This is a genomic window from Martinezella dioscoreae (genome assembly GCF_009176305.1).
Classification (GTDB): domain Bacteria; phylum Pseudomonadota; class Alphaproteobacteria; order Rhizobiales; family Rhizobiaceae; genus Rhizobium; species Rhizobium dioscoreae.
Map to the genome: position 1 here is coordinate 63,615 of NZ_BLAJ01000001.1, position 21,337 is coordinate 84,951.

Below are 21,337 nucleotides of genomic sequence, written 5' to 3' on the forward strand. Positions count from 1 at the left end.
CGCACTTGCTCGCACCCTTTGCCGGTCTTTGCAAGATCAATCCTCTATGAGGCCAATCCCTGACAGTTACAGCGTCATCAGCCGGACGGCAGGGTGATCCTGGCTTCAAAGCCATCGGTCCTGCCGGTCGCCGGCGACAGTAGATCGAGATGGCCGCCGATCTGGCCGACGATGCGCTCGACGATCGAAAGTCCAAGGCCGGAGCCTGCCGCTTTCGTCTTGCCGCGCCAGAAGCGCTTCTTCAGGCCGGCGAGATCATGTGCGGAAAGCACGGCGCCGCCGTTGATGACGCGGACGGTGCGGTCGTCGATCCGGACGGTCACTTCGTCGTCCGCCGGCCCGTGGATCAAGGCGTTTTCGATTAGGTTGCGCATGACGATCGCAAATGCGTCAATATCGACGTTGCGCATCAGTTTCTCCGCCGTTTCGTTCTCCAGAAGGACACGGCCTGCCGTTCCCGTATCGCGGTCGTAATCGCCTATGACGGTTTCGATGATGGCCACGAGATCGGCGGGTTTGTCACCCGTGCCGATCCCGGCCTGGGCGCGGGAAAGCTGCAGCAGCTTTTCCGCGAGCCGGCCGAGATTGGAAAGCGACGTCTCGATGCGGCCGGCGCGTTCCGTCAATTGCCCCTGCGGCAGTTCGGCGATCAGCCTCTGGGTCTGCGCAAGAGCGCCTGCAATCGGGGTGCGCAGCTCATGGGCGCTATTGGCGGTGAATTCGCGCTCGGCTTCCAGGGCCAGGCGCAGGCGCTCCAGCAGCAGATTGACGGAGCGGGCGATCGGCTGCAGCTCGAGCGGCAGCGTCTCGCTCACGAGCGGCGCCATGTTGCCACCGTCTTTGGTGGCGATCTCCGAGCGCAAGCGGTCGATCGGCCGCAGCGATCGGCCGACGATGACGCCGATGGCGATGATGCTGGCGGGAATGAGGGCCAGTAGCGGCCAGAGCAGCGCAACGCCGCTTTCGCGCGATGCCTCGCGGCGATTCTTGAAGGCGTCGGCGACGTGCAGGAAGATCGTGCCGTCGGCCGAGGATTCGGTATAGATCCGGTATCGCGACGTATTGTGGAAGCCGATCTTCAGCGGCACGTCATAGGCGGTTGGAGGGGCATCGTGGGAGTGCAGGATAACCTTGCCGTTCCCATCGAGTACCTGATAGGTCAGATATTCGCGGTTCAGCCCCTTATTGAGCTCTTCCAGGCTCTGAGGATCGCCAGAATGGTCGCGGTTGGCGAGATCGTCGAGCACCAGCGGCAGAAGACGCTCGGCGGTTTCCTGCAATGCGCCATCGAATGTTTCCGAGAGTTCCTTGTTGACGACATAGACACCGATGCCGACCGCAATCAGCCAGAAGACGACGACAGTGCCGGTCAGCGCAGTGATCAGGCGCCGGGTGATGCTGGCGCGGCTGGGCTCCTTGTGTTCGGTCATCGCTCACCCAGGCAATAGCCGACGCCGCGGGCCGTCCTTATGCGGTCCTTGCCGATCTTCTTGCGCAGGCGGCTGACATAGACCTCCACCGTGTTGCTCTCGATTTCGGAGCCGAAGGCGTAGAGCGCCTCTTCTATCTTGTCCTTGGAGACGATCGCGCCCGGCCGCGTGATCAGCAGGTCGAGCACGGCCCATTCTCGTCCCGTCAGGATCACGTCCTTGCCCGCCAGCTTGACGCGGCGCTGCGGCTGGTCGATTTCGAGGTCGTCAAACCGGAGGGTCGGCTGCGGACTGCCGGCATAACGCCGGGCGACCGCCAGGATACGGGCCGTCAATTCGCCAAGGTTGAACGGCTTGACGAGATAATCATCGGCGCCGCTGTTCAGGCCTTCGATACGGTCGGAGATCTGATCGCGAGCTGTCAGGATGATGACGGGCGTTTCGTCAGGCTTGCGGCGCAGCCGCTTCAAGAAATCGATGCCGCTGCCATCGGGAAGCTGCAGATCCAACAGGATGAGGCCGTATTGCACCGCACTGGTGACCTCCTCCGCATCGGTCAGGTTCTTGACCCAATCCACGGCATGAGGGCCTGCCGCGATATGGTCGCGAACCGCGCCGCCGATCGTGTCGTCGTCCTCCACCACAAGAATGCGCACATGCACCTCTCAACCGTTGAACGTACCTCAGTTAATGCCGACGAACCTATCGGGTCAATAACGGCTGAAATAAGCCGCGGCGGGATGCACAGTTCATGGCCAGAGCGGTTCAGTTTTTCACGGAATCTCTGAGCCGCTCTATCCCTTTGCTTTCACGCAATCCCGAACGGAAAACCGCTGCGCACTTTTCCTGGAATTGCTCCAGGCTACCGGCCGAAAACGTTCCCGGCGCCTATGGACAGACAGGAACGCGATGGTTACTTGTTTGCGCGGAGAACAAAGCGGCCGCGAAGTGACCGCCACAGGCTATCGGAGGATCGTTCATGCTGAAGGGAATTTCGCCGCTGTTGAATGCGGACGTGCTCTATGCGCTGAAATCGATGGGGCATGGCGACATGCTCGTCGTCGTCGACACGAATTTCCCGGCGGAGGCCATTGCGAGCCAGACGGTCCTGGGCGAGCTGCTGCGCATCGACAATGTGCCCGCTGCCGATGCCGTCGCGGCGATATTGTCGTTGATGCCGCTCGATACCTTCATTGATGACGCCGCGACGCGCATGGAAGTTGTCGATGCGCCGGAGGAGGTGCCGCAGGTCCAGCGGGAGGTTCAGGCGGTGATCGACAAGGCCGAGGGCAAGCATTGGCCGTTGATGCCGGTCGAGCGTTACGCCTTCTACGAGCGTGCCAAGGATGCCTTTTGCGTCATTCAGACCGGAGAGCGCCGCTTCTACGGCTGTTTCACCTTGACCAAGGGCGTCATCCCGCCGGAGACTGCATGATCCGGCACGGATAGTCTGGATCATCCCGAGCAAGGGCGCTGTTTCGGTAAAGGAAGGCGATGGCGAAGAAGCTGGATTCCCAGGGGCGGCTTGACGATGCGGCGCGGGCCGGATGGCTCTACTACGTCGCCGGCCGCACGCAGGATGAAATCGCCGTTGCGATGGGAATATCCCGACAGTCGGCGCAGCGTCTGGTGTCGCTGGCCGTTGCCGAACGGCTGATCAAGGTCCGGCTGGATCACCCGATCGCCGCCTGTCTGGAATATGCGGCGGAGCTCAAGAAGAAGTTCGGTCTGCGCCATGTCGATATCGTGCCGAGCGATCCCGACAGCACATCTTCGACCATTGGCATCGCCGAGGCCGGTGCTGCCGAAATCGAGCGCTGGCTGCGGCGAGCCGACCCCATCGTGCTGGCGATCGGCACGGGCCGCACGTTGAAGGCTGCAGTCGACCAGCTGCCGGCGATCGAATGTCTGCAGCATCGGGTGGTGTCGCTGACGGGCAATATCGGTCCCGACGGTTCCGCTGCCTATTACAACGTCATCTTCAGCATGGCCGACGTCGTCAAGGCGCGGCACTTTCCGATGCCGCTGCCGGTGCTGGTGTCGTCGGCCGAGGAGCGGGAGCTCCTGCATGCGCAGGCACTGGTGCGCTCGACGCTCGATATTAGCGCTCAGGCCGACGTGACTTTCGTCGGTATCGGGGAGATGGGCGTGGAAGCGCCGCTCTGTCTCGACGGCTTTCTCGAGAGGGACGAGATGCTGGCGTTGATGGATCGGGGCGCTGCCGGCGAGATCTGCGGCTGGGTTTTCGATGGCAATGGCAACCTCATGCCCGATGATGTCAATGAGCGCGTCGCCAGTGCGCCCTTGCCGTCGCGCGATACCTGCAGCGTCATCGGAATCGCCAAGGGTCGGCGCAAATTCCAGGCGATCAAGGCGGCCGTTGTCGGTCAGCAGATCAATGGTTTGATTACCGACGAGGCAGTTGCCGAATTTTTGCTCAAGGTTTGAGCAAAAAATTTAACTCATAAAAACAAAAGGATAGGTTACTTGCTCGGCAATGCAGCAACGAATCTGCATTGACATTTTGTCGCAAGAAGTGAGTAATTGCCCACGAGCAAAGCGAATGCTCATTTTTAATCTTCTGGGAGGAAGATATGAAATTGAAAACTTTACTGCTGGGCGCCTGCTCGGCTCTGATGTTTGCCGGCCTGGCGTCTGCCGAAACCCTCACGATTGCAACCGTCAACAACGGCGACATGGTCCGTATGCAGAAGCTTACGGACGATTTCAAAGCCAAGAACCCCGGTATCGACCTGCAGTGGGTCACGCTTGAAGAAAACGTATTGCGCCAGAAGGTTACGACCGACATCGCTACCAAGGCCGGCCAGTACGACGTGCTGACCATCGGCACCTATGAAGTGCCGATCTGGAGCAAGCTCGGCTGGCTTGCCTCGCTCGACAAGCTTTCCGCCGACAAGAACTATGATGTGGATGACCTTCTCCCGGCCATTCGCAGCGGTCTGACGACCGACGGCAAGCTCTACGCGGCGCCGTTCTACGGCGAAAGCTCGATGGTGATGTACCGCAAGGACCTGTTCGACAAGGCTGGTCTCAAGATGCCGGACGCTCCGACATGGGACTTCATCGCCGATGCGGCCCGCAAGATCACCGACAAGGACCATGAAGTCTATGGCATCTGCCTTCGCGGCAAGGCGGGCTGGGGCGAAAACATGGCGTTCCTGACGGCGATGTCGAATTCGTTCGGCGCCCGCTGGTTCGATGAAAAGTGGAAGGCACAGTTCGACCAGCCGGAATGGAAGGACACGCTCGACTTCTACGTCAAGCTGATGAAGGATGCCGGCCCTCCGGGTGCATCGTCCAACGGTTTCAACGAGAACCTGGCCCTGTTCCAGTCCGGCAAGTGCGGCATGTGGATCGACGCCACCGTTGCTGCTTCCTTCGTTTCCGATCCGAAGGAATCGAAGGTTGCCGACAAGGTCGGCTTCGCTCTGGCTCCGGATAAGGGCCTCGGCAAGCGCGGCAACTGGCTCTGGGCATGGAACCTCGCCATCCCGGCTTCTTCGAAGAAGACCGAAGCGGCGGAAAAGTTCATTTCCTGGGCTACCAGCAAGGACTACACCAACCTGGTCGCACAGAAGGAAGGCTGGCTGAACGCACCTCCCGGCACCCGCACCTCGCTCTATGCGAATGCGGATTACCAGAAGGCAGCGCCTTTCGCCAAGATGACGCTCGACTCGATCAATTCGGCTGATCCGACGCATCCGACTGTCAAGCCGGTTCCCTATGTCGGCGTGCAGTTCGTCGCCATCCCTGAATTCCAGGGCATCGGCACGGCTGTCGGCCAGCAGTTCTCGGCTGCTCTCGCCGGCCAGATTTCGGTCGATCAGGCTCTGAAGGCTGCCCAGCAGCTGACGGAACGCGAAATGAAGAAGGCCGGCTATCCGAAGTAAGGGCCTTCGAAGCTAAGGAAAGCAGCGCCCCCTCTCGAGCGTTGCTTTCCCCTAGGCCGCCGAGCGCCGAACTGCCCTTGGCGGCCCTTTTGTTTCAGCCGGTCCGCGGCCACCCCCTCCTTTAAAGATAGGTCGGTACTTGCCATGGCAACGTTGCACACCCGTTCCACCGCACGCGTCATGATGGCGCCTTCGGTTCTGCTTCTCTTTGCGTGGATGATCGTCCCGCTCGTAATGACGATCTATTTCTCGACGCTGAACTACAATCTTCTGAACCCCGGCACGCATGATTTCCTCGGGTTTCTCAACTACGAATATTTCATCACCGATCCGGCCTTCCTCAGCTCGCTGATCGTGACGCTGCTGCTTGTCGGTGGTGCGTTGCTGATCACCGTCATTGGCGGCATTGCGCTGGCTCTCCTGCTTGATCAGCCGATCTTCGGCCAGGGCATCGTGCGCATGCTGGTGCTTGCGCCCTTCTTCGTGATGCCGACGGTCGCGGCCCTCATCTGGAAGCACATGTTCATGAACCCGGTGAACGGGCTCCTGGCACATCTCTTCCGTTTTTTCGGGCTCGATCCGCTGACCTGGCTGGAGACGGTTCCGCTTCTGTCGATCATCATCATCATTGCCTGGCAGTGGTTGCCCTTCGCCACGCTCATCCTGCTGACAGCCCTGCAGTCGCTGGATGAGGAGCAGAAGGAAGCCGCCGAGATGGATGGCGCGGGACCGGTTTCGAAATTCATCTACATCATCCTGCCGCATCTGGCGCGCGCCATCACCGTGGTGATCCTGATCGAGACGATCTTCATGCTGTCGGCCTTCGCCGAGATCCTCGTCACCACCAATGGCGGTCCGGGTACGGCGACGACGAACCTCACCTATCTCGTCTATTCGCAGATCGTTCTGTCGCAGGATGTCGGCGGCGCATCGGCGGGCGGCATCATCGCCGTCATCCTCGCCAATATCGTCGCGATCTTCCTGATGCGCGCAGTCGGCAAGAATCTGGAGGCTTGAGATGGCACGCAAAATCACCACACAACGCAAGATCGTCGTATCGGTCGCCGCCTGGGTCGTGGCGCTCCTCATCTTCTTCCCGATCCTGTGGACGATCCTGACGAGCTTCAAGACGGAAGGCGATGCGATTGCCTCGCCGCCGCAATTCCTCTTCTTCCACTGGACGCTGGAGAATTATTTCGAGGTGCAGTCGCGCTCGGATTACTTCCTCCACTTCGGCAACTCGGTCATCATCGCTTTCGGTTCGACCATTCTCGGTCTGCTCATTGCGGTGCCTGCCGCATGGGCCATGGCGTTCTCGCCGACCAAGCGCACCAAGGACGTCCTGATGTGGATGCTGTCGACGAAGATGATGCCGCCGGTCGGCGCCTTCATCCCGATCTATCTGCTGTTCCAGAGCTTCGGCCTCCTGAACAACCAGTTTGCCAGCCGGGTGGGCATGGTCGTGGTGCTGATGCTCATCAACCTGCCGATCATCGTCTGGATGCTCTACACCTACTTCAAGGAAATTCCCGGCGAAATCCTCGAGGCGGCCCGCATGGATGGGGCGACGCTTGCCAAGGAGATCATCTACGTCCTGACGCCGATGGCGATCCCGGGTCTTGCCTCGACGATGCTGCTCAACATCATCCTCGCCTGGAATGAGGCCTTCTGGACGCTCAATCTCTCCGCGGTGGACGCGGCGCCGCTGAGCACCTTCATCGCCTCCTATTCCAGCCCGGAAGGCCTGTTCTATGCCAAGCTTTCAGCGGCATCGACCATGGCGATCGCTCCGATCCTGATCCTCGGCTGGTTCAGCCAGAAGCAACTCGTTCGCGGCCTGACCTTCGGCGCGGTTAAGTAAGGAAGAGAAACATGGGTAGCATTGTTCTCAAACAAGTCTCCAAGGTCTTCGGCGAAGCCAAGGTCATTCCTTCCATCGATCTTGAGATCGACAATGGCGAGTTCGTCGTTTTCGTCGGCCCTTCGGGCTGTGGCAAGTCCACGCTGCTGCGCCTGATCGCCGGCCTCGAAGATGTCTCCAGCGGCCAGATCATGATCGACGGTAAGGATGGCACCAATCTCAAGCCGTCCGAGCGCGGCCTTGCCATGGTGTTTCAGTCCTACGCGCTCTATCCGCATATGAGTGTGCGCAAGAACATCGCCTTTCCGCTGAAGATGGCGAACATGCCGCAGGCGGAAATCGACAAGAAGGTGGCGGATGCTGCACGCGTCCTGAACCTGACGGATTATCTTGAGCGCAAGCCGCGCCAGCTTTCCGGCGGTCAGCGCCAGCGCGTCGCGATCGGCCGCGCCATCGTGCGTCAGCCGGCAGCCTTCCTCTTTGACGAGCCCTTATCGAACCTGGACGCGGCACTGCGCGTTAACATGCGCCTCGAGATCAGCGAGCTGCATCAGCAGTTGAAGACGACGATGATCTATGTGACGCACGATCAGGTCGAGGCCATGACCATGGCTGACAAGATCGTCGTGCTCAACCGCGGCAATATCGAGCAGGTTGGCTCGCCACTGGAGCTTTATCGGAGCCCGCGCAATCTTTTCGTCGCCGGCTTCATCGGCTCGCCGAAGATGAATTTCGTCAAGGGCGCTTATGCGCAGACCTTTGGCGCCGACACGATCGGCGTCAGGCCGGAACACGTGCTGCTGTCGACCACGTCGGGCGATTGGCAGGGCAAGGTTCTCGTTGCTGAGCATCTCGGCTCCGACACTTTCCTGCATATCGATGTCGACGGGATCGGCACGGTGACCGCTCGCGGTTCGGGTGATTTTCCAGCCCGGGCTGGCGATACCGTCTACCTGACACCGGACAAGGCCCATATTCACCGGTTCAACGCCGAAGGGCTGGCGATTTCAGCCTGAAAGCCAGGGCCGTGTGCGCTTGAGCGGGCACGGCCAACGCATCTGTTCCGGTTCGCATCCATCGATCTGCGTGGACCGGTCAAGCATACCAGCCGGTGCGGCGTTCCCGAGCCGCCCGGAGCCAGAGACCTTCAAAAGGACTAGAGACATGACGTGCAAATTATCGCTCGCAACTCTTAAGCAGGCGGCTGCAAAGGCGGCTATTCCTGCTTATGACCGGAAGTCGCTTTCGGCTGGTATCGTGCATTTCGGTGTCGGCAATTTCCATCGTGCCCATCAGGCTGTTTATCTCGACGATCTTTTCAATTCGGGAGAAGCCCATGACTGGGCGATCATCGGCGCCGGCGTGCTGCCGTCGGATGCGGCTATGCGCGAGAAGCTGGCTGCCCAGGATTTTCTGACGACAGTGGTCGAGCAGGACAATAATCGCACGGCCGCGCGCGTGACTGCGCCGATGGTCGACATCCTGCCGGTCGGCGATGCCAAGGCAATCATTGCCAAGCTTGCGGATCCCGCGATCCGCATCGTTTCGATGACGATTACCGAGGGTGGTTACTTCATCGATGCCTCCGGCAAGTTCAATCCCGCCCATCCGGCGATCGTGGCCGATGGGCAGAACCCGGATGCGCCGAAGACGGTGTTCGGCCTGATCGTGGCTGGTCTCAAGGCGCGGCGTGCGGCCGGCCTGCAGCCTTTCACCGTCATGTCCTGCGACAACATTCCCCACAATGGCGGCGTCACCAAAGCTGCTGTCGTCGGCACGGCGCGGCTTTCCGATCCGGCCTTTGCCGACTGGATCGCTGCGCATGTCGCCTTTCCGAATGGCATGGTCGATCGCATCACGCCGGCGACGGGTGCGCGTGAAATCGACTTGCTCAAAGAAGCTTTCGATATCGAGGACAACTGGCCCGTCTATTGCGAAGAGTTCAAGCAATGGGTGCTGGAAGACAACTTCCCCGCAGGCCGCCCGCCGTTGGAAAAGGTCGGCGTGACTTTCGTGCCCGACGTGACGCCCTATGAGCACATGAAGATCCGCATCCTCAACGGCGGCCATGCGGCGATCGCCTATCCGGCGGCGCTGATGGATATTCACTTCGTGCATGAGGCCATGGAAGAGCCGCTGATCCGCGCCTTCCTCGCCAAGCTCGAAAATGATGAGATCATCCCCGTCATCCCGCCGGTGCCAAACACGGTGCTTGCGGATTACTTCAAGCTGATCGAGCGGCGCTTCTCCAATCCAAAGATTGCCGATACCATCCCGCGCCTGGCGCAGGACGGCTCCAACCGCCAGCCGAAGTTCATTCTGCCGTCGACGGCCGACCGCCTTCGTCGCGGCGAGGATATTGTCGGCCTATCGCTCGTCTCGGCGCTGTGGTGCCGCTACTTTGCCGGCAAGAGCGACAGTGGCAAGGAGATCGTCTTCAACGATGCCAGCGCCGATCGGCTGCATGAAGCGGCGCTCAAGGCGAAGGACGATCCGAACGCCTTCCTGGTGTTCGATGATATTTTCGGAGATGTCGCCAAATCCGATCTTTTCCGAAAGCGCTTCGCGCATGCACTGAAAACGCTGTGGGAAAAGGGTACCCGCGTCACCCTGCAGCTATACTTGGACAACAAACTCGCGGAATAATTTTCAAGCGGCCGGACCTCTCCTGTTCCGGCCGTTTTCCATTGCCATGCCGGGTTTCCGGCTGGCGGGACAGCAACAAAATTCAGGTTGGATCTGTGATGGCGGATGCGGGAACAGGGCTCGTAATCTTCGATTGCGACGGCGTGCTTGTCGACAGCGAGCCGCTGTCGGTCGGCGTGCTCATCCAGGCGATGCATGATGTCGGCGTCGAGATGAGCGAGGAGGATGTCTACAGCCGCTTCCTCGGCAAGAGCTTGGCGACGCTCGTCGATACGATGCAGACGGAATTCGACGTCTTCATCGACCAGGCATTTCTCGACCGTATCCGCAATGATCTCTATGAGCGCTTCAAACATGAGCTGAAGCCGATCGACGGTATCAGTGCAACGCTGGATGCGCTTTCGCTGCCGCGCTGCGTTGCCTCATCGAGCCAGCTTGAGCGCATCCGTCTCTCTCTCGGCGTGACCGGTCTGCTCGACAGGCTAGAACCCAATATCTTCAGCGCCAGCATGGTCAAGCGTGGCAAGCCTGCGCCGGATCTCTTTCTCTATGCGGCGGAAAAAATGGGCGTACCGCCGAAGGAATGCATTGTCGTCGAGGATAGTCCTGCGGGGATCACGGCAGCGCGCGCGGCCGGCATGACGGTCTTTGCCTTCACCGGTGGTTCGCATGCTCATTCGCCGAGTTATCGGGCTGAATTGGAGCAGCTTTCCCCGGAAGTCGTGTTTGACGCGATGCCGGAATTGATACAACTTGTCCGCAACAAGAGATAAGTGGGCGGGACCTCTTTTGCATGCGTGATCACGTGGTTGCGGTCGATATCGGCACAGGCAGCGCACGCGCTGGTGTCTTCACCGCGGGCGGTTCACTGCTGGGTAAAAGTGAACATCCGATCCTGATGAACCGCCCGCGCGAGAACCACGCCGAGCATGATTCCGAAGATATATGGACTGCCGTCTGCACCGCCGTTCGCGGAGCCGTGAAGGTATCCGGCATTGCTGCATCCGCTATCGGCGCTATCGGCTTCGATGCGACCTGCTCGCTGGTCGTGCGCGATCGCGGTGGCGGGCAGCTCACCGTTTCCACCGGAGGCGAGAAGAGATTCGATACCATCGTCTGGCTCGATCATCGGGCGTTGGCCGAAGCGGATTACTGTACGGCGACGAAGCACGCGGTTCTTGAATATTCCGGCGAGTTCATGTCGCCGGAAATGGAAATGCCGAAGCTGATGTGGCTGAAGGAGAACCTGCCGGAAAGCTGGGCCGAGGCCGGCTACTTTTTCGACCTTGCCGATTTCATGACCTGGAAGGCGACCGGTTCGCTTGCGCGGTCGCGCTCCACGCTGGTGGCGAAATGGAATTATCTGGCGCACCGCCAACCGGGCTGGCAGGCCGATTTTCTCAACGTGATCGGCCTTGGCGATCTGCGCGAGCGCGGCAGTTTGCCCGACGAAAGTGTTGCGGTCGGTCGATCCATCGGCACACTGACGACCGAGGCGGCGGAAGCGCTGGGTCTCGATCGTGAATGCCATGTCGGTGCGGGCTTGATCGATGCCTATGCGGGCGCGCTCGGCGCGCTTGCCGGCCATGCCGGCGATGCCGACATGCTGGAGCATCAACTGGCATTGATTGCTGGAACCTCGAGCTGCGTGGTTTCCTTTGCCCGCGAACGCAAACGCAGCACGGGCATGTGGGGGCCATATTACGAAGCAGTCTTTCCGGGCATGTGGCTTGCCGAAGCCGGACAATCTGCCACCGGTGCGCTCCTCGACCATATCGTCAGCATGCATGCAGCCGGCGGACATCCAACAGCGGCACTGCATGACCGCATCGTCCGGCGGATCGCGGAATTGCGGCTGGAGGAGGGTGCTTCCTTCGGCGGGCGTATCCATGTGCTGCCCGATTTTCACGGCAATCGCTCGCCGCTTGCCGATCCGCATGCATTGGGCGTCATCAGCGGCATGACGCTGGACGCCTCCTTCGATGGTCTTTGCAGGCTGTACTGGCGCACCAGCGTCGGCATTGCACTCGGCATTCGTCATATCCTGGAGCGAATGCGGGATTACGGCTACGTGCCCGACACGCTGCATGTCGCCGGCGGCCATGTGAAGAATTCGGTGCTGATGGAGCTCTATTCCGACGTGACCGGCTGCAAGGTCGTTATCCCGAAGATGAACGAGACGGTCTTGCTCGGCACCGCAATCGCCGCCTCGGTCGCCTGCGGGATTCACGAAAGCCTCGGAGTTGCCGGCGCCGCCATGTATCCGGGCGGTCATGAACGGCTGCCGAATGCCGAAAGGAAGGAACTCTACGATCGCGATTACCGGCGCTTCCTCGCCATGTACCGCCACCGCGCAGAACTGGACGCCATGGAATAGGCGGCTTACCGGAGCGGCGCCTGGGCGAATATACCTTGAAGTTCCTCTATGCGGCGCGTTCTCATTTCCGCCGCTTCACCTGCGGCGTGAGCGACTGAAATCGCGAGATATTCCATCAGCGCCATTATGGCTGAAAGGTTTTCGCGGCTATTGGCTCGTTGTGGCGGCAAGGACAGCGTGATGTTTGCGAATTCATGCGCCCATTCCGTGAATTGACCGGTTACCAGCAATACCTTGCAGCCCGCGCGACGAGCCGAGCGCGCCAGAAGACGCGATGTGACGAAACCCGGGGAATCGATGACAACGAGCAGCGCATCCTCGGATGGCTTGCCGAACAGCTCGATATAGCTACCATTGGCGCCGTCGAGGAAAAGGACTTGATCACGGGCAAAGGTCAGGCGGTCGCGGAAATAGTGGCCGATCCCCGCGAGACTGGGATGGGAGGTGATGAAGACATTGCCGGAGGACAGAATTGTCGCAACCGCCTCGCGCCATTGCGGCTGGCCGGCGAGGTTGTAGATATGCTGCAGCATCTCGACCTGTTCGGCAATTTGCGTTGCGAGCGGGCGACCTTCGCTTGCGTCCTTCTGAAGCTGTTCGAGGATATTGGGCAATTGCGACGTGAGGCTCGGCGCATTTTCCTTGAGATGCACCTTTATCCCATCCAGACCGTGATAGCCGAGCGACCGCAGAAACCGTCCTACCGTCATCGGGCTCAGTTCCAGCCTGTCGGCAACGGAGGAAGCCGTCTCGAACGGTAGTTCATTCAGATGCTCGGAGAAATACTTAGCAATTCTTCGTTCGGCCGGAGTGCCGATCTTTATATATTGTCTAAGTTTCTGACTAAGGTCTTCCAAGTTTTGCGCCCCTTTGGTGGTCTTTTCGATGTTCTGTTGCGTCAATTTCTATGTCAATCAGCCATTCAATTTCGATCGGGTCGCCGATCTTGTTGCGGTTGTTGTTCTTAATGTGGCGTACAGGATATATTAGTGCAAACTGTATTACAATAATTCAAATTTTTAATTGGCACATTCATATATCTGCACGGGATATTGATATCGATGCAACCGCTTCTTAAGTGTCCAACTGCCACCAAAAGAGGTAGACCGAATGATTGGCCTTGCTGCCCGCCTCTCCCTGGAAAATCTCTTTGCGCCGGAGACGCGCAAGGTTTTCTGGAAGGTTCTGGGTCTCACATTGCTGGCGCTTCTCGTGCTCTGGTTCGTCCTGCGAGGCGCCTTCAATTCTTTCGTATTGCCTTGGCTGCAGGGCTTTATGCCGTCCACCTCGGATTGGACGGGTTGGCTTACGCTCTTCCTCGCCATCTTCGCCGGCATCGCATTGGCATTGGCCATGGCGCTGCTGATTTCGCCGGTCACAGCCCTGATTGCCGGACTCTTTCTCGATGATGTCGCCGAAGTTGTAGAAAAGCGCGACTATCCAGGCGATGCGCCCGGAACGGCGATGCCGATCGTCGCGGCGATGAAAAGCTCGGTGCGGTTTCTCGGCGTCGTCATCGTCGGCAATATCGTGGCGCTGTTCCTGCTGTTCATTCCGGGCGTCAACCTGATCGCCTTCTTTCTGGTGAACGGCTATCTGCTCGGACGCGAATTCTTCGAATTCGCCGCCATGCGCTTCCGCTCACCGGACGAGGCGCGGCAATTCCGCGTCAAACACGCCTTCACGGTCTTTCTGGCAGGCCTGGTCATCGCAGCCTTTCTGGCAATTCCGCTTCTCAATCTGCTGACGCCGCTCTTTGCCGCCGGCATGATGGTGCATCTGCACAAGCTGATTTCGCACAAGGAAGCGAACCCGCGCCTTCGATAGGTTCAGCCTGCCGCTTCAGCCCCGATGATCTGCGCCGGAAGTTCGACCAGGGGAGCGGGGATGTCCCAGGTCTTTTCCGGCGAGCGACAGAGGTCTGCGATCACGCAGCGCTCGCATTCGGGCTTGCGCGCCTTACAGACATAGCGGCCATGCAGGATCAGCCAATGGTGGGCATGGTAGAGATACTGATCGGGGATGATCTTCATCAGCCGCTGCTCGACTTCGTCGGGCGTCTTGCCGGGGGCGAGCAGCAGCCGGTTGGCGATGCGGAAAATGTGCGTGTCGACCGCCATCGTCGCCTGGCCGAAGGCCATGGACAGGACAACGTTCGCGGTCTTGCGGCCGACGCCGGGTAGGGTTATCAGCTCCTCGCGCGTCCGCGGCACCTCGCCGCCGAAATCGGTGATCAGCTTTTCCGATAGCGCGACGACGTTCTTCGCCTTGTTGCGGTAAAGGCCGATCGTCTTGATGTATTCCCGAATGCGCTCCTCGCCGAGATCGAGCATCTTCTGCGGCGTGTCGGCAACGGCAAAGAGGGCGCGCGTCGCCTTATTGACGCCGGCATCCGTCGCCTGTGCTGAAAGCGCGACGGCGACGACGAGCGTGAAAGGGTTGACGTGCTCCAGCTCGCCCTTCGGTTCCGGCCGCTGGATGGAGAAGCGGCGGAAGATTTCTTCCAGGTCCGCCTTGGAATAGAGGCTTTTGGCCGCCGGCTTGCGGCCTGCGGTCGCATTTGACTTTTTCACGGTTTGGGCGCTGGATTTGATCTTTGGATTTGCCATAAACGACCTATACTCAAGTCCTATGACGGAACGCAACGCCGATACGGCTGCAGACGGCAACAGGCCGGTTTTTGCCGCCGAATTGTTTCCCCATCGCTCGCTGCCGCGAAAGGGGTTCAGGGTCATGCTGGCCTTGGCGGGCGGCTTCTGTCTCATCTACAGTGTTCTCTTCGTCACGCGAGGCGCCTGGCCGATCGGGATTTTCTTCGGCGCCGATTTCCTCCTGCTCTATGGCGCCTTCTGGCTGAATTATCGGTCGGGCCGTGTGCGCGAAGAGGTGACGATATCGCGCACCAATGTTTCCATCCGCAAATTCTCGCCGACGGGCCGCATGGTGGAACATGATTTCAATCCGTTCTGGACGCGCTTCCTCGTTCGCCGCCACCGCGAGATCGGGGTCGTGTCGATGCATGTCCGCGACAGGAGCCACGACACCGATGTCGGCTCCTTCCTCAATCCGGAGGATCGCGAGAGTTTCGCCAAAGCCTTCAAGCGGGCATTGGCGACCGTGACACAACGGATATGAGCGGTCTTCCCAACCCGGCGGTATCACATTTTTGCAGAGAGACCACTTACGCAAGAAACGGGTGGTTTTAGCCCTCTTGCCGTGGTTTTCTCCTTTTCAAGGAGAAAGATCATGAATGCGATTGCACAGCTGAAGAAAGACATCACCCCGGAAGGTCAGGACTACGACACCGTCCGGGAGGTCATCGAGCTCATCACCGAGGAATATCGCGACCAGCCATCGCTGGAGATGCTCGCCGAGAGGCTCGGCCAGTCGCCGACACAATTGCAGAAGACATTCACGCGCTGGGCCGGACTGTCGCCCAAGGCCTTCCTGCAGGCCGTCACGCTCGATCATGCCAAACGCCTTTTGCGCAAGGAGGATCTACCGCTGCTCGAAACGTCCTTCGAGGTCGGCTTGTCCGGCCCCAGTCGACTGCACGATCTTTTCGTCACACATGAGGCGATGTCGCCTGGCGAATGGAAAGCAAGGGGCAGCGGCCTGGTGATGCGCTATGCGTTTCACATCTCGCCCTTCGGCCTCGCTTTGATCATGGTCACGGATCGCGGCCTTGCCGGTCTCGCCTTCAGCGATTCCGGCAATGAGAAGGCTTGCCTCGCCGACATGACCTGCCGCTGGCCGAATGCCGAGTTCATCGAGGATCCGAATGCGACGGCACCTTATGCGGCACGCATCTTCGAGCGCTCGAACTGGTCGAGCGACCAGCCGCTGCGCGTCGTGCTGATCGGCTCTGATTTCCAGCTTCGCGTCTGGGAAAGCCTGTTGAAGATCCCGATGGGCCGTGCCGTGACCTATTCCGACATCGCAAGGGATATCGGTCAGCCGACGGCCATGCGGGCCGTAGGTGCTGCCGTCGGCCGCAACCCGATCTCCTTCGTCGTGCCCTGCCACCGAGCGCTCGGCAAGAACGGGCAGCTAACGGGCTATCACTGGGGGCTTACGCGCAAACGGGCGATGCTGGGGTGGGAAGCGGGGGATGCTTGAGGGGTGTTCGAAAGTTTTGAGATCGTTGAGGCTCTGATACCCCCTCTGTCCCTGTTGGGACATCTCCCCCACAAGGGGGGAGATCGTTAGGAGTTTGCTGCTCGCCCAAATGAATGTTTAGCTGCTGTAATTTCAGCATGCTCGATGTTTACTTTGAAGTGAGAGATTGCTGCGCATTACCAATCTCCCCACTTGTGGGGGAGATGTCGCGAAAGCGACAGAGGGGGGTACGCACCTTCGACCCGCTCGGAACTGGCAGCCGAAACGCCCTCACGCCGCCTTGGCCATGGCCATCTGCAGCAGCGCCTTGGCAGCGCTTTCATCCGTAATCAAAGTATTGCAGCCGATGCGTTTGATGGTGGCGCTGATCGCCTGGGCGCGGTGAGCGCCGCCGGACGAGATCACGATGTGCTTTGCCTTTTTCAGCGTATCGAGATCGACCGACATGACGCGCTTGTTGATCGGGTGATCGACCGAATTGCCGTCGGCATCGAGGAAATTGAACATGGTGTCGCAGACGCAACCCATGTCGATCAATTCTTCCAGCTCGCGCTTCGAGATGAAGCCCTCTGATAGCGAGGTTGATTGCGGGCCGATATCGCCGCAGCTGACGATGGCGAGATCGAGGTTTTCCGCCAGGCGGTAGATGGCCTCCAGGCCGCATTTCTCGATGAGATTGCGCTTGGTCTCGACGGAGTCGACGAGAAGCGGCGCCAGGAACATGTAGCATTCCGCGCCGAGCTGGCTCGCCAGGCGCCAGGTATAGTCGATCGGGTTGGTCTGGTGGACGGCGACGATGCCGCCGAGCAGGGAGACCACCTTGCAGTTGTCGCGGCGGGTCGGGCGGAAGCTCGCGAGCGAAGCGGTCATCGTCCGGCCCCAGCCGACGCCGATCGTATAATTGTCGGGGATGGCCTCCGTCAGGAACTGGCCGAGCGCCAGGCCGACGCTCTTTGCCTGGGCGTTGACATTGCCACCGGCCGGCTCGGGAACGACGATCGCCTCGTCGAGCCCATAGGTGCGCTCGAGCTTGATCGCCAGTTCCACGCAGTCGTCGATGCCTTCGGTGATCCAGATCTGCACCTCGGCGCGGCGCATGGCCTCGTCCAGCAGGCGGATGACCGTGGTGCGGCTGATGCCGAGCTGCTCGGCAACATCCTTCTGCGTCAGGCCCTGATTGTAATAGAGCCAGGCGGCGCGAAGCCTCAGGGAGGAGGTCTCCGAATAGGCGGTATGGGTTCCGCGTCTCAGTTTGGCCACAGGTCCTCCGGCAAGATTGTCGCATGCGCCGTTTAACGTCATGATCCACCTGAGATGCGAAACGGAATGATGGCGGATGACAGGAGCAGGCGAGATCGGCTCTTCTGCTGCCGATATTCTATGACATGAAACTTATGTCAATCGAATTGCACAAATGTCCTTGACTTTTCCGTGCGAGATTGCTGATAGTCAGCGCTGAGGAATTCGGTCTTGTCCAGTCGAGGAGGACAATGTGCGAGTGCTGCCGCGAGCAAGTGCCAGGCCGGACGGGGAGCCATATAGGGCGTCCGATGCCGGCGGAAAGCTTGTTTTCGGAAGGTTGTCTCCTCATCGCTCGGCCGTTCACCGGAAATGGAACTTTCGCTGTTTTTATCCCGTTACCAAAACATAGGAGAAGGAAGGCCGCACTCCCCTGACGCCTTCGGTCCCGCCCGGCGCAAGACCGGATCTGCCGCCCGACATCTCCCATTCCAATGGGCCTCATTCAACAAGGATACCTGTTATGACTTCCAAGCTTGATCAACTCCGCGCCATGACGACGGTCGTGGCCGATACCGGCGATATCGAGGCAGTCGCTCGCCTGAAGCCGGTGGATTGCACCACCAACCCGACCATCGTGCTGAAGGCGCTCGGCACGCCGATGTTCGCCGATGCGATCAAGGAAGCCGTTGCCTGGGGCAAGAAGCAGGGCGGTGCCTCCGAAGCCGTCGTTGCCGCCGTTGCCGACCGTCTGGCAATCTCCGTCGGCGCAGCGCTCTCCGGTCTCGTTCCCGGCCGTGTCTCGACGGAAGTTGATGCTGATCTCTCCTTCAACACCGAAGCTTCGCTTGCCAAGGCCCGCGCCATCATCGCTGCCTACAAGGAGCGCGGCATCGAGCGCGACCGCATCCTGATCAAGCTCGCCTCCACCTGGGAAGGCATCCGCGCCGCCGAAGTGCTGCAGAAGGAAGGCATCGACTGCAACCTGACGCTGCTCTTCAGCAAGGCCCAGGCGATTGCTTGCGCCGATGCCAAGGCATTCCTGATCTCGCCCTTCGTCGGCCGCATCCTCGATTGGTACAAGAAGTCGACCGGCAAGGACTACACGGCTGAGGAAGATCCGGGCGTCATCTCGGTGCGCGATATCTACCACTATTACAAGGCCAACGACATCAAGACGATCGTCATGGGCGCCTCCTTCCGCAACACCGGCGAAATCGAAGCGCTGGCCGGCTGCGATCGCCTGACGATCAGCCCGAACCTGCTCGACGAACTTTCCAAGGACGAAGGCAAGCTGGAGCGCAAGCTCTCGCCGGAGCCCAAGGGTTCGGTCGAAAAGATCGCCGTCGACGAAAAGACCTTCCGCTGGATGATGAACGAAGACGCAATGGCAACCGAGAAGCTTTCCGAAGGCATCCGCGCTTTCGCCAAGGATCTCGGCACGCTGCGCGCCATGGTCAGCAAGGAACTGCAGCTCGCTGCGGCTTGAAAGTGAGATTGGCTCTCTCTTTGGGGAGCTATGATTTGAGAGGGGTGTCGCGGGGATGCGGCGCCCTTTTTATTTGGGGTGATAGGTTGAGACTTTGAGTTTGACGCGCTTACGATACCCCCCTCTGTCCCTTTCGGGACATCTCCCCCACAAGGGGGAGATCGTTAGGGCGCATCGCTAGTTCTACAAAATGAGGCGCGATCGTATCAGCGGATACGAGGCTTATTATCTTTCGATGACGGTGCCGCAGGTTACCAATCTCCCCCCTTGTGGCAGGGCTATCGCATATGGAGGCGGACGAGCACCATAAGCTCCTTCTCCCCTTGGGGAGAAGGTGGCCCGAAGGGTCGGATGAGGGGGTTATCGATTTGAATTCATGGATTTTTGTGGTGTTGGCGGGCACCCCCTCATCCGCCTGGCGGCACCTTCTCCCCGCTGGGGAGAAGGGGGACAGCGGCGATCTCCGCTCATATGCGATACCCCTGCCCCTTGTGGGGGAGATGTCACGAAGTGACAGAGGGGGGTATCACGGGCGTTGCGTAGAGAACCTAGCGAAGAAACTCCGCCCTGATCTTCTCCGACTGCCCGCCGATCGTCGGCGCCGCCATATCATTCTTGGCTCGAACACCATTCACCCGGATCGGGCTTGCCGTCGTGCGTACCGAGGCGCCATCGTCGCGGGTTACCGTCTGCAGCATATCGAGCTTACGGAAAGCAGCGCTTTGCAGCAATTTCGGCCAGTCAAGCACTTCGGCCGCCCAGATGTCTGCGGGTTCCAGGAGATCGAGCCACTCGCGAACCGTCTTTTCCTGCAGGCGGCTGGCGATCATGGTCTTGATCTCGTCCCGATGCTGAAAGGCATCATCCGGCGTGTAACCGGCAAGAGCGGGCAGATCGAGCAGCGGCGCGAGTTTTTCCAGCGGCATCATCGCCAATGCCAGCCAGCCATCGGCACAGCGATAGACGCCATAGGGCGCCGCGAGATAGGCGTGGGCATTGCGCACGGCGGATTTCTTCGGCAGTCGGCCGCCGTCGTTCAGATGGGTGGTTAGCACTTCGAACTGGAAATCGACCAGTGCCTCCAGCAAGCTCGTCTCAACATGCACGCCGTGGCCGGTGAGGCCGCGGCGCACCAGTCCGGCAAGGATGGCCTGAACCAGGAGATTACCGGACAGCATGTCGGCGACGGCGAGGCCAAAGGGCACAGGCCCGTCATCCGCCTCGCCATTCAGCCACATGACGCCGGAGCGGGCCTGGGCCAGCAGATCCTGCCCGGGGAAATGGCGCCATTCATTGTCAGGGCCGTATCCGGTGATGCTGCCATAGACGATGCGGGGATTGATTGCGGCAACGGCGGCATAGTCGAGGCCAAGCCTTTCGATGACGCCGGGGCGGAAATTCTGGATGACGACGTCGGCCTTGGCGATCAGCGCGCGCAGTTCCTGCAGGTCGCCTTCATCCTTCATATTGACGGCAAAGCTCTCCTTGCCGCGGTTGATGGCATGAAACAGCGTGGAGTCGCCGCCGATCTCGGTGTCGCTGAGATAGAGCCGGCGGCAGAGATCACCGCCATCGGGCCGCTCGATCTTGATGATCCTCGCGCCGAGATCGCCGAGCCGTAGCGCCGCCATCGGGCCGGCAAGAAACTGGCTCATATCCAGCACGATGATGCCGGAGAGCAGGCCCTCTTCGTTATCCTTGGTCATGTCGGACTTTCAGCGGCGGCGCGTCCGCGGGCCGGCCGTTCCTGTAGCGCACGGTCTGGATATGCTCGCAATAGAGCACCAATTCGCCTTCGCCCTTGAAGACTTCGTAGGAAGAGCGGATCAGGCCGAGCTCGGCATATTTCGGCTGCTTATCGAGATTTGTGCGGATGGTGTAGATCGTCTCGCCGATGAAGGTAGGCTTGATGAAGCGCAACTTGTCGTATCCATAGGAAAAGGCGTTGACGCAATTGGTGGCGACGAGCCCAAGCCCGGCGGAAAAGACGAAGGCGCCGGCAACGAGCCGCTTGCCGAACAGGCCCTCGGTTTCCGCAAAAATCTGGTCGCTAACGTAAGGATGCATGTCGAGCACCAGCGCGTTGAACTGCTGGGATTCGCCTTCTGAGATCGTGCGACGCAGCGAGCGGATCCTGTGGCCGATTTCGAAATCTTCGTAGAACCAGTTTTCCGCATTCCAGACAGGAATCTCGGCGTGATCGGCCGGCATGGTCTTCGGACAGGTGCTGGATATGCCGACGGTGGCGGTCATGGCATGTCTTTC

The 21,337-nt window shown here is 59.9% G+C and carries 20 protein-coding genes; 13 read left to right on the forward strand and 7 right to left on the reverse strand.

Translation table 11 applies throughout. From position 1 onward, the window contains the following. Positions 1-77 precede the first annotated feature (77 nt). Positions 78-1,430, reverse strand: a complete 1,353-nt coding sequence (locus GDN47_RS00335) for an ATP-binding protein (RefSeq protein ID WP_113354493.1) — start codon at positions 1,428-1,430, stop codon at positions 78-80. Continuing rightward, positions 1,427-2,086, reverse strand: coding sequence for a response regulator (locus tag GDN47_RS00340; RefSeq protein ID WP_069615956.1), 660 nt, complete (start codon positions 2,084-2,086; stop codon positions 1,427-1,429). The genes GDN47_RS00335 and GDN47_RS00340 overlap by 4 nt, the downstream gene beginning before the upstream one ends. A 323-nt stretch (positions 2,087-2,409) precedes the next feature. Between GDN47_RS00340 and GDN47_RS00345 the strand changes: the two genes are divergently transcribed. From GDN47_RS00345 to GDN47_RS00385, 9 genes are all read left to right on the forward strand, one after another. Beyond that, on the forward strand, positions 2,410-2,865 hold the full coding sequence (locus tag GDN47_RS00345) for an RbsD/FucU family protein (protein WP_113332444.1): 456 nt from the start codon (positions 2,410-2,412) through the stop codon (positions 2,863-2,865). A 59-nt stretch (positions 2,866-2,924) separates the two neighbouring features. Further along, on the forward strand, positions 2,925-3,878 hold the full coding sequence (locus GDN47_RS00350) for a sugar-binding transcriptional regulator (RefSeq protein ID WP_113332443.1): 954 nt from the start codon (positions 2,925-2,927) through the stop codon (positions 3,876-3,878). 146 nt (positions 3,879-4,024) lie between these two features. Further along, a complete protein-coding gene (locus GDN47_RS00355) occupies positions 4,025-5,341 on the forward strand; it encodes an ABC transporter substrate-binding protein (RefSeq protein ID WP_069615959.1) in 1,317 nt (438 codons plus the stop codon). Positions 5,342-5,485: 144 nt separating this feature from the next. Continuing rightward, positions 5,486-6,358, forward strand: coding sequence for a carbohydrate ABC transporter permease (locus GDN47_RS00360; protein ID WP_095435901.1), 873 nt, complete (start codon positions 5,486-5,488; stop codon positions 6,356-6,358). Position 6,359: 1 nt separating this feature from the next. Further along, positions 6,360-7,202 (forward strand): carbohydrate ABC transporter permease, encoded by an 843-nt coding sequence (locus tag GDN47_RS00365; protein ID WP_113354494.1) that lies wholly within the window; start codon positions 6,360-6,362, stop codon positions 7,200-7,202. An 11-nt stretch (positions 7,203-7,213) separates the two neighbouring features. Next, positions 7,214-8,218 carry an ABC transporter ATP-binding protein gene (locus GDN47_RS00370; RefSeq protein ID WP_113354495.1) on the forward strand — a complete coding sequence of 335 codons (1,005 nt, stop codon included), beginning with the start codon at positions 7,214-7,216 and terminating at the stop codon, positions 8,216-8,218. A gap of 148 nt (positions 8,219-8,366) precedes the next feature. Further along, a complete protein-coding gene (locus GDN47_RS00375) occupies positions 8,367-9,848 on the forward strand; it encodes a mannitol dehydrogenase family protein (RefSeq protein ID WP_113354496.1) in 1,482 nt (493 codons plus the stop codon). A 98-nt stretch (positions 9,849-9,946) separates the two neighbouring features. After that, positions 9,947-10,621, forward strand: a complete 675-nt coding sequence (locus GDN47_RS00380) for an HAD family hydrolase (protein ID WP_113332439.1) — start codon at positions 9,947-9,949, stop codon at positions 10,619-10,621. A gap of 20 nt (positions 10,622-10,641) precedes the next feature. Continuing rightward, entirely contained in the window at positions 10,642-12,225 is a 1,584-nt protein-coding gene (locus GDN47_RS00385; RefSeq protein ID WP_113354497.1) for an FGGY-family carbohydrate kinase, read from the forward strand. 5 nt (positions 12,226-12,230) lie between these two features. Here the strand turns inward: GDN47_RS00385 and GDN47_RS00390 are convergent, their stop codons facing one another. Then, a complete protein-coding gene (locus GDN47_RS00390) occupies positions 12,231-13,082 on the reverse strand; it encodes a MurR/RpiR family transcriptional regulator (RefSeq protein ID WP_113354621.1) in 852 nt (283 codons plus the stop codon). Positions 13,083-13,335: 253 nt separating this feature from the next. Here GDN47_RS00390 and GDN47_RS00395 point away from each other — a divergent pair, with 253 nt between their 5' ends. Further along, positions 13,336-14,052 (forward strand): sulfate transporter family protein, encoded by a 717-nt coding sequence (locus GDN47_RS00395; protein ID WP_113332437.1) that lies wholly within the window; start codon positions 13,336-13,338, stop codon positions 14,050-14,052. A gap of 2 nt (positions 14,053-14,054) precedes the next feature. Here the strand turns inward: GDN47_RS00395 and nth are convergent, their stop codons facing one another. Next, positions 14,055-14,834, reverse strand: a complete 780-nt coding sequence (nth, locus tag GDN47_RS00400) for an endonuclease III (RefSeq protein ID WP_173002423.1) — start codon at positions 14,832-14,834, stop codon at positions 14,055-14,057. A 22-nt stretch (positions 14,835-14,856) separates the two neighbouring features. On the opposite strand from nth, the gene GDN47_RS00405 reads away from it, so the two are divergent. Beyond that, positions 14,857-15,360 (forward strand): DUF2244 domain-containing protein, encoded by a 504-nt coding sequence (locus tag GDN47_RS00405; protein WP_113354622.1) that lies wholly within the window; start codon positions 14,857-14,859, stop codon positions 15,358-15,360. A 111-nt stretch (positions 15,361-15,471) separates the two neighbouring features. Beyond that, the gene (locus GDN47_RS00410; protein WP_069615970.1) at positions 15,472-16,344 is read left to right on the forward strand and encodes a methylated-DNA--[protein]-cysteine S-methyltransferase; all 873 of its coding nucleotides are present in this window, start codon (positions 15,472-15,474) and stop codon (positions 16,342-16,344) included. Between the two features lie 270 nt (positions 16,345-16,614). On the opposite strand, the gene GDN47_RS00415 is transcribed toward GDN47_RS00410, so the two are convergent. Continuing rightward, positions 16,615-17,604, reverse strand: a complete 990-nt coding sequence (locus tag GDN47_RS00415) for a sugar-binding transcriptional regulator (protein WP_113333625.1) — start codon at positions 17,602-17,604, stop codon at positions 16,615-16,617. A gap of 502 nt (positions 17,605-18,106) precedes the next feature. Here GDN47_RS00415 and tal point away from each other — a divergent pair. Continuing rightward, positions 18,107-19,072, forward strand: coding sequence for a transaldolase (gene tal, locus GDN47_RS00420; protein ID WP_069615972.1), 966 nt, complete (start codon positions 18,107-18,109; stop codon positions 19,070-19,072). A gap of 548 nt (positions 19,073-19,620) precedes the next feature. On the opposite strand, the gene GDN47_RS00425 is transcribed toward tal, so the two are convergent. Together GDN47_RS00425 and GDN47_RS00430 are read right to left on the reverse strand one after the other, a co-directional pair. After that, positions 19,621-20,778, reverse strand: a complete 1,158-nt coding sequence (locus GDN47_RS00425) for a CaiB/BaiF CoA transferase family protein (protein ID WP_152092496.1) — start codon at positions 20,776-20,778, stop codon at positions 19,621-19,623. After that, positions 20,765-21,325, reverse strand: coding sequence for a MaoC family dehydratase (locus GDN47_RS00430; RefSeq protein ID WP_113354499.1), 561 nt, complete (start codon positions 21,323-21,325; stop codon positions 20,765-20,767). Before GDN47_RS00430 ends, GDN47_RS00425 begins: the two co-directional genes overlap by 14 nt. Positions 21,326-21,337: the final 12 nt, after the last annotated feature.

Excerpts from the sequence above, each read along its gene's own strand:
- GDN47_RS00335 (WP_113354493.1), bottom strand. The coding sequence starts at position 1,430 with ATGACCGAACACAAGGAGCCCAGCCGCGCCAGCATCACCCGGCGCCTG.
- GDN47_RS00345 (WP_113332444.1), top strand. The coding sequence starts at position 2,410 with ATGCTGAAGGGAATTTCGCCGCTGTTGAATGCGGACGTGCTCTATGCG.
- GDN47_RS00350 (WP_113332443.1), top strand. The coding sequence starts at position 2,925 with ATGGCGAAGAAGCTGGATTCCCAGGGGCGGCTTGACGATGCGGCGCGG.
- GDN47_RS00355 (WP_069615959.1), top strand. The coding sequence starts at position 4,025 with ATGAAATTGAAAACTTTACTGCTGGGCGCCTGCTCGGCTCTGATGTTT.
- GDN47_RS00360 (WP_095435901.1), top strand. The coding sequence starts at position 5,486 with ATGGCAACGTTGCACACCCGTTCCACCGCACGCGTCATGATGGCGCCT.
- GDN47_RS00365 (WP_113354494.1), top strand. The coding sequence starts at position 6,360 with ATGGCACGCAAAATCACCACACAACGCAAGATCGTCGTATCGGTCGCC.
- GDN47_RS00370 (WP_113354495.1), top strand. The coding sequence starts at position 7,214 with ATGGGTAGCATTGTTCTCAAACAAGTCTCCAAGGTCTTCGGCGAAGCC.
- GDN47_RS00375 (WP_113354496.1), top strand. The coding sequence starts at position 8,367 with ATGACGTGCAAATTATCGCTCGCAACTCTTAAGCAGGCGGCTGCAAAG.
- GDN47_RS00380 (WP_113332439.1), top strand. The coding sequence starts at position 9,947 with ATGGCGGATGCGGGAACAGGGCTCGTAATCTTCGATTGCGACGGCGTG.
- GDN47_RS00385 (WP_113354497.1), top strand. The coding sequence starts at position 10,642 with ATGCGTGATCACGTGGTTGCGGTCGATATCGGCACAGGCAGCGCACGC.
- GDN47_RS00395 (WP_113332437.1), top strand. The coding sequence starts at position 13,336 with ATGATTGGCCTTGCTGCCCGCCTCTCCCTGGAAAATCTCTTTGCGCCG.
- nth (WP_173002423.1), bottom strand. The coding sequence starts at position 14,834 with ATGGCAAATCCAAAGATCAAATCCAGCGCCCAAACCGTGAAAAAGTCA.
- GDN47_RS00405 (WP_113354622.1), top strand. The coding sequence starts at position 14,857 with ATGACGGAACGCAACGCCGATACGGCTGCAGACGGCAACAGGCCGGTT.
- GDN47_RS00410 (WP_069615970.1), top strand. The coding sequence starts at position 15,472 with ATGAATGCGATTGCACAGCTGAAGAAAGACATCACCCCGGAAGGTCAG.
- tal (WP_069615972.1), top strand. The coding sequence starts at position 18,107 with ATGACTTCCAAGCTTGATCAACTCCGCGCCATGACGACGGTCGTGGCC.
- GDN47_RS00425 (WP_152092496.1), bottom strand. The coding sequence starts at position 20,778 with ATGACCAAGGATAACGAAGAGGGCCTGCTCTCCGGCATCATCGTGCTG.
- GDN47_RS00430 (WP_113354499.1), bottom strand. The coding sequence starts at position 21,325 with ATGACCGCCACCGTCGGCATATCCAGCACCTGTCCGAAGACCATGCCG.